Below are 6,002 nucleotides of genomic sequence, written 5' to 3'. Positions count from 1 at the left end.
CCCCCCCCCCACCAGACGACGCAAGAGCAATACCACCGACCAAGACACCAGCAGTGAGACCGATGGTAGTCCAGTCGGGACTTGTACCGTTCATCCAAAAACTAGCAAGACCGCTGCCTTCCTTCTCGCCCGGCACAGCGTCCTGACCGGCGCCTTGCGCCTCGGCCTCTTGCCCTCCCTTGGCCTCGACCACTTCCTCTTCCTCTTCCTCTTCCTCTTCCTCTTCTTCCTCTTCCGCACCAAGCCGGCGTCGCATTGCCAAACGATAAGCCGCCTGCCGCGCCTTTAGTTCAGCAAGCATATTTTCAAATGGATCTGTATTTCTAGCAACAGCGGCCACTTGCATTTCAGCAAGAGGAAGAGCTTCGCCCTTAAGCGGCATGGACTGAGCGTCAGCGGCACCACTTTTCATGTTTTACTCCACATACTAAAGATCAGTTCTTCAAACGCGCCTATCCAACGATTCAACGCTCACTCATGGCTAGGTTTAACGTTTTGGTAATTGGCTTAGTTAAATAACTAAAAACCGTTCGTTCCCGTGTGCGAATTTCTGCCGTGACCGTCATTCCAGGCATCACCCTGAGCCCCTTAGCACGCCCGCGCTCCGCTGAAGGGTTGTCTATACGGATATGAACTCGATAATAAAAACTCTCCCCACCTTTCTGAGGATCCGGCTCCGACAAAGTGTCCGGGCTTATATATATAACCTCGCCAGAAAGAGCACCATAGACGCTATCATCATAAGCATCTAATTTAATTTGGGCTGGCAAACCAACATGCAAAGAAGCAACATCCGAAGGCTGATATTTAGCCTCGATAATCAACTCACTGCTCATTGGCAGCATCTCCATCAGCACCTCACCAGGACGCAAGGCCGCCCCTAGAGTAGTGATGGATACTTTACGAACCACTCCGTCCACCGGAGCTAGGAACTTCGTTTGCTCTAATAGAACATCACGCTCCCGCAAAAGCTGCCCTTGAGTAGCCAACTCCTCCTCGGCACGGGTCATGTCTGCTTGCGCATCCTGAAAAAACTTATTTTTCAGATTGACGATCTGTCCATCCAATTCAACTTCTTGCCGCTTGAGGCGTATAACCTCCGCCTGACCGACATCCCCGGCGCGTAGCAACGGCTCTGTAATACGAAGCTCGGCACGCACCAAGTTTCGACTAGATTCAAGCGCCGCAACGCCCTCCTCAAGCGCCTGACGCCTGACCTTGTATAGCTGCTCCTGGTTTTCGCGAAACGCTGCAAATCCATCCAACTCAGGAGGAAACTTCAAAGGAGTACCATAGACCTCCGCACGCAAACGGGCCAAACTTGCGCCAAGCGCAGCGACTTTGTTCCGACTATCCTCAACCGCAGCCGTCGCTCGATCTTGCTCCATCAGCGCCAATAATTGCCCGCGCTTAACCAACTGACCTTCCTCAACAAAGACACCACCAAGAACGCCGTCCTGAGAAGCCTGTATGACCTGCGTGCGCGCGACCGCAATAACCTGCCCACGAGCACGCGCTAACTCATCAATAGAAAAATTTGCCGACCAACCCAAGAACGCACAACAACCAACAAGCACCACAACTAACAACCATGCAGAGCCATCCGACCAGCGCGCACACCCATCGCTTCGCACACCCACAGAACACCTCCTTAACATAAGTAAAATAAGCAAGCCACGTCCAATTCAGCAAGCTATAAGCGGTTAAGCCAAACCTACGCTTAGCTTCATTCCACACAAGCATTGCACCCCAGAAGGAAAACCTCCATACAAATAAGCGCCACGCAGAGGCGTATATTTTTACGGTCGGAGGAAGATTTAATTATCAACATCATGTGCCGATAAATTTTATTTTTCCGGCCTAATACAAAGGCAGAATAGCCGCCCGGATGAGGCCCAAACGCAGAAGTCTTCAAGCCACTCGTGGCAAGCCTCTCTCACGGTAAACGATAAATATGATCCAGAGATTTGTATCTCTGACGAGCGAATCTCATGCCAGCCCCTGACACACTGATTATCTGCGAATACTGTGACTGTGTATTTCAGAAGATAGAACTTGCCAAGCATCAAACTTTGCGCTGCGTACGATGCAGAGGAGTGCTTCAACGATTTAGCGGTTTATCAGTTGAACATCGGCTCGCACTCACGGTTACGGCGGCGGTACTTTGGGCTTTCGCAAACTTCTATCCGGTAATAACTATTAGCTTTCGAAGCCTTAAAAATAGCGCCACCCTGTGGGACTCAGTACTGACTCTAAGTTTAGGTCCAATTAACTTCATTGCATTGGTGACAGCGATAGTCATCATAATCGCACCGACCTTTCAGTTAGCGTTGCTTACCTGGGTTCTCTGCTTCGCTTTCCATCATCAGCGTGCCCCAGGATTCCGGATTTGCATGCGCTTACTAGAGTCGCTCAGACCATGGAGCATGCTGGGGGTATGCTTACTAGGAATAATGGTCTCCATGTTCAAACTTGCCGGCATGCTGGACGTACTACCAGGCAATGGGCTATTTGCCTTGGCTGCAATAAGCCTGTTGCTTATTCGTGTTGCAGGACGCGATATACGTACGCTCTGGGACATTTCATGAATACGCCACCAATTGCCCGCCACTTCCGCCTTTGTCTCTGTCATAGCTGTGGCAAAGCCTGCAATCTGAGCGGCCAGCCATCCGCATGTGATCGCTGCGGAGCGGTCTCGCATGTTAGAAAGATCAATTCATTAACCCGTACTTGGGCTTTTTTGATAGCAGCTCTTCTGTTCTACGTACCGGCCAATTTTCTACCCGTTATGAATACCAGCTTGTTTGGTAGCAATACAGACAGCACCATCATGAACGGCGTTTTGGAGTTTTGGGCACACGGCGCATGGGATATTGCACTCATAATCTTCATTGCCAGCGTTGCCGTACCTAGCATCAAGTTTAGCGCTATGATTTTTTTGCTGGTTACTGTTCAACGTCACAGCGTCTGGGGCTGTAAGGAGCGCTCCCAGCTATACCGCTTCGTTGAACTAATAGGCTGCTGGTCGATGCTGGATGTCATTGTAGTTGCACTAGTAGGAGCGCTCGTGAAGTTTCACGGCATCGCTAATATAGAGCCCCGCATAGGAATTTTATTTTTTGGCTTGGTTGTAGTCCTTACAATGCTATCAGCGATGAGCTTTGACTCTCGCTTAATTTGGGATACAACAAACATCAAGGAGAGCATGGATGAGTTTGCACGCCACTGAAGGAACACCAGCTATCAGCAAGGCCATTATCGAAACACGGAGCTTTAAAGTTTCGCTGGTGTGGCTTGTACCCATCGTGGCGGTGTTAGTTGGGCTATCGATGGTGATTCATAGCATGTCACAAGACGGACCGACCATTACCGTGAACTTCAATACCGGTGCTGGATTGAGCGCTAATAAAACCGACGTCAAGTACCGCAACGTCGTGATCGGACGCGTTATCGAGGTGGCGCTGAGTCGAGACCAGAAAAGTGTCGACGCAACCATAAAACTGGCTAAGGAAGCTGAACACTTCACCCGAGAAGATTCAAAATTTTGGGTTGTACGACCACGAATCGGTACTAGCGGTGTATCAGGCATCGATACACTGCTATCTGGAGACTATATTGGTGCCGATATTGGTCAGGCTAAAACTCATGTTAAGCACTTCAAGGGGCTTGAAATTCCACCGCCTATTACCTATGGAGAACCAGGTAAGCGATTTACATTAACCGGTCGAGATTTGGCCTCGTTGGATATTGGCTCTCCCGTCTATTTCCGTAAGATCCCAGTCGGCCAAGTCGTGGCCTATTCGCTTGACCCCGCTGGCAAAGGTGTCAACATTGAAGTCTTTGTACGTGCCCCCAATGATGTCTATGTCACTGAAAATACCCGATTCTGGAATGCTAGCGGCATTGATATTGATGTGGGAAGCAATGGGTTTGCAGTAAAGACCGAGTCCCTCTCATCCATGCTGGTAGGAGGCATCGCCTTCCGTGCGCCTGAATACAGTCCCAATGACCAACCAGCTGCCGAGGAAAGGTCCTTTGAACTGTTCGACGACGAACAGTCGGCGCTCGCCCCGCCAAATGGAAAGGCACAATATCTAACCCTGCGTTTCGAACAAGCATTGCGCGGATTAAAAGTCGACGCACCAGTCGAATTCTTAGGGGTTGAAATTGGCAAAGTGGTGGCCGTCAATATGGACTTTAATCCGGACAACCGTAGCTTTCCGGTGGACGTCGGCATCCTGATCTACCCCCAACGCCTCGGTTTAGCTCACACAAAAATGCTTAAAACATTAAATCACGACCCCTTCGATGAGGTTGCTGGTGTTCGACTCATGGGTACTTTTATCGAGAAGGGCTTACGCGCCCAAGCTCGGACCGGAAATTTGTTGACTGGGCAGCTGTATATTTCACTCGACTTCTATCCCAAAGCTGAAAAGGCTGTGTTTGACCCCACCACCCGCCCAGTGAGCATTCCGACTATTCCCGGAAGCTTTGAGCAATTGCAGGAGCAGCTGCAGACAATAGTCTACAAGATCAGCAAGCTGCCGATGGATCGCATTGCAGGTAATCTCGATAGCAATTTGGTCGAATTACACAAAGTACTGGCACAAATTAACGGAATGACTCTTCCCAGCATCCAAACCACACTGACCGATTTGAGAATGACCCTGCAATTGACCAGTTCTGCTCTCGCCGAAGATTCACCGCAACACGAACAGCTTACCCAGACATTGGAAGAACTCGACCGTATGTCGCGATCTATTCGCGAGCTGACAGACTATCTAGCGCGGCACCCAGAATCGCTGATTCACGGCAGACTAGATAATTCTGCAGAGAGCAAGGCACAGAGAAATAAATAGAGGAATAGCACCGATGGCAATTGCACAAAAGCTCATCTTAACGATTACATTGCTGTTTCTCGCCGCATGTCGCAGCGACTCGATTCAGTTCCACACCCTCACCCCGGCCCAGCCTTGGAATTTCCCACCGCTTGGCGGTGCAGAGATTCAGATCGATATCGTCACTGTACCGCCTCAGGTTGACCGACAGCAAATCGTCATTCGTCAAAGCAACAGCAGCCTGGCAATTCTAGAAACCCAATGGTGGAGTGCAAGCCTGGCAGATGAAATGCGCAGTGCTCTAGCAGATAGATTGCTTAGTGGCGGCATAGGCCGCAAAGTCTCGGTACGGTTGGATGTGCAGCGATTTGATTCGTTTCCAGGACAATATGCGTTAGTCGATATTACCTGGCGCATACGTAATCAAGGCATCGACGATAATATTTTGCTCACTTGCCGGAGCATTTATAGAACCCCGGCGGGATCAAGCGTCAATGATATTGTTATCGCTCACCAGAGCAATATCCAAAAACTTGCAACCGATATCAATAAAGTTGTTCGCACCAATACAGACCAGTGCCCTCCCACGCCGTAAATATTTAATCATATTAAGCCAGACATCAGAGAAAGACTATTGGCATCTGAATAAACACTTTGAAGTGCAAGATACCGTTCGTAAGCGGCGGCGCTTATTCCAAAAAACAGACCATCGAAATATCCGCTCGAAAGCGTTGGCGCTGACGCGTCGAGGAAAGCCCGATACTGGACTGTAGATCTGGAACAAAGCATTGCATCTCAATGGTGGAGCTGCCTCAACAGTCAGCACAAAAAACAAATTCCAAGGCCCGAGTTTGAAGTCATTCCTACAGGGCGTTCTCATTTGAGGTGATTTGAGTCGTTCGATACCCTTAACCATTTGGGGGCGGGATGAGGCTCTACTGGCTGCGCGATGATCAATGGGAGCGCATTAAGGATCTACTACCGGGAAAAGCCAGCGACCGAGGTGTCACTGCCCGCAATAACCGCCTATTTGTTGAAGCCGTATTGTGGGTGGCCCGAACCGGCTCCCCTTGGCGTGATCTGCCCGATAGCTATGGTCACTGGCACCGAGTCTACGTCCGCTATGACCGATGGTCACGCAAAGGTGTCTGGCTGGCACTGATG

Annotated in this window: 7 protein-coding genes; 5 read left to right on the top strand and 2 right to left on the bottom strand. The window is 50.0% G+C overall.

Annotation, left to right across the window (positions count from 1 at the left end; translation table 11 throughout):
• Together CRO75_RS32935 and CRO75_RS31830 are read right to left on the bottom strand one after the other, a co-directional pair.
• On the bottom strand, positions 1 to 412 hold a 412-nt coding region (locus tag CRO75_RS32935; protein WP_177409819.1), incomplete at its 3' end, for a hypothetical protein.
• A gap of 52 nt (positions 413 to 464) precedes the next feature.
• The gene (locus CRO75_RS31830) at positions 465 to 1,640 is read right to left on the bottom strand and encodes an HlyD family efflux transporter periplasmic adaptor subunit (protein ID WP_158539518.1); all 1,176 of its coding nucleotides are present in this window, start codon (positions 1,638 to 1,640) and stop codon (positions 465 to 467) included.
• Positions 1,641 to 1,991: 351 nt separating this feature from the next.
• Between CRO75_RS31830 and CRO75_RS31825 the strand changes: the two genes are divergently transcribed.
• From CRO75_RS31825 to CRO75_RS31805, 5 genes are all read left to right on the top strand, one after another.
• A complete protein-coding gene (locus CRO75_RS31825; protein ID WP_097140583.1) occupies positions 1,992 to 2,588 on the top strand; it encodes a paraquat-inducible protein A in 597 nt (198 codons plus the stop codon).
• Positions 2,585 to 3,229 carry a paraquat-inducible protein A gene (locus CRO75_RS31820; RefSeq protein ID WP_097140581.1) on the top strand — a complete coding sequence of 215 codons (645 nt, stop codon included), beginning with the start codon at positions 2,585 to 2,587 and terminating at the stop codon, positions 3,227 to 3,229. Before CRO75_RS31825 ends, CRO75_RS31820 begins: the two co-directional genes overlap by 4 nt.
• Entirely contained in the window at positions 3,210 to 4,859 is a 1,650-nt protein-coding gene (locus CRO75_RS31815) for an MlaD family protein (protein ID WP_097140578.1), read from the top strand. Before CRO75_RS31820 ends, CRO75_RS31815 begins: the two co-directional genes overlap by 20 nt.
• Positions 4,860 to 4,872: 13 nt before the next feature.
• Positions 4,873 to 5,433 carry a PqiC family protein gene (locus CRO75_RS31810; RefSeq protein WP_097140576.1) on the top strand — a complete coding sequence of 187 codons (561 nt, stop codon included), beginning with the start codon at positions 4,873 to 4,875 and terminating at the stop codon, positions 5,431 to 5,433.
• Between the two features lie 332 nt (positions 5,434 to 5,765).
• A partial coding sequence (locus tag CRO75_RS31805) for a transposase (RefSeq protein WP_143504032.1) occupies positions 5,766 to 6,002 on the top strand: 237 nt, incomplete at its 3' end.

Origin of the sequence: Pseudomonas sp. LAMO17WK12:I10, from assembly GCF_900215185.1 — a bacterium.
GTDB classification, from domain to species: domain Bacteria; phylum Pseudomonadota; class Gammaproteobacteria; order Pseudomonadales; family Pseudomonadaceae; genus Aquipseudomonas; species Aquipseudomonas chlororaphis.
The sequence above is the reverse complement of the archived record's forward strand: the minus strand, read 5'-3'. Positions and strand labels throughout refer to the sequence as shown.